We start from the raw sequence: 1,096 nt of genomic DNA, 5'->3' as shown, positions 1-1,096 counted from the left end.
CCTTGAAATGGAACTGCCCTGAATCGAACTGGATGAAGGCCGCCTGGTTGCGGTGCTTGGGCACGTTGCGCCGGATCCAGCCAATCACAAACTCCAGCATCGGCTCGGGTCGGCTCTTGGTGCGCAGGTACAGCGGCATGTAGGCATCCAGCCCCACCAGGGCAATCGCCTCGGCCCCTTGCGGCAAATGCAGGCCCTTGGCCACAAACGGTGCCACCGGCACCTTGTGCATCTTGGCCACCTCGGCCATGTACTGGCGGGCGATGGCGCTGCGCTCGGCGTCGCTGGCGGCCTCGGCCATATTGCGGCTGCCCGGAATCGCATCCATCAGAATGCACGGCGGGTCTTCGCAGAAACCATAGATGCGCGGCACGGCAATGCCGTGTTCTTCCAGCACACTGATCACATCCGACTCGCGGCTCAGCTCGGGGAAGATAGCCACATCGCCCTCGCGGTCGCCGCGCAGGTGCAGGTGCTGCAGCACGCCGTCGCGCTCCACATCCACAAACCAGGCGGGCCGCCAGCGCACCTGGCGCACCATGCTCTTGATTTCGCCACCGGTGGCTTGCTCCACAAAAGCCCGCAATTTGGCCTCGCCCGCTTCACCGTAATCGGCTGCATTCTTCATATCCACGCCCGTTCTCGTAGGTTGTTTTGTCAATTTCCATCATAGGTTTGGGGGTGGAAAAACAGGCTGCGGCCACTATCGCCAAAGCACCTTTGTACATAGATGAAGCGTTCACACTGGCGCTTGCGCGATATGCCGGTAGCGGCCCTGGAAGTACAACAGCGGATCGCGCTGCGGCTCAAAATCGAAGCGCTTGACCCGCCCCACAAACACCAGGTGGTCGCCCGCGTCCAGCGTGGTGTAGGTTTCGCATTCAAAGGTGGCGGTGGCACCGTCGATCACCGGCACGCCGGGCTCGCGCAGCGCCCAGTCCAGGCCCTTGAAACGGTCTTCACCGTGCTGCACAAAGCGGGTGGACACATCCTGCTGGTCGCAGCCCAGTACGTTGATGCCGAAGACGGCTGCGCTTTGGAAGTTCTCCAGGTTGGACGAGCGTTTGTCCAGGCAAAACAGCACCAGCGGCGGGTC

At 62.1% G+C, this 1,096-nt stretch carries 2 protein-coding genes; both read right to left on the bottom strand.

Annotated elements, in window-relative coordinates; all coding sequences use genetic code 11:
- Positions 1 to 628: phosphotransferase (locus AC097L_RS24305; protein WP_479589291.1), on the bottom strand; the 628-nt coding region annotated here is incomplete at its 3' end.
- Between the two features lie 111 nt (positions 629 to 739).
- Positions 740 to 1,096, bottom strand: a 357-nt coding sequence (locus AC097L_RS24300; protein ID WP_479589290.1) for a flavin reductase family protein, incomplete at its 5' end; no start/stop codon positions are given.

Source organism: Rhodoferax sp. RT5P35, from assembly GCF_056521385.1.
Note: the sequence above shows the minus strand (reverse complement) of the source record. Positions and strands in the feature narration are given on the sequence as shown.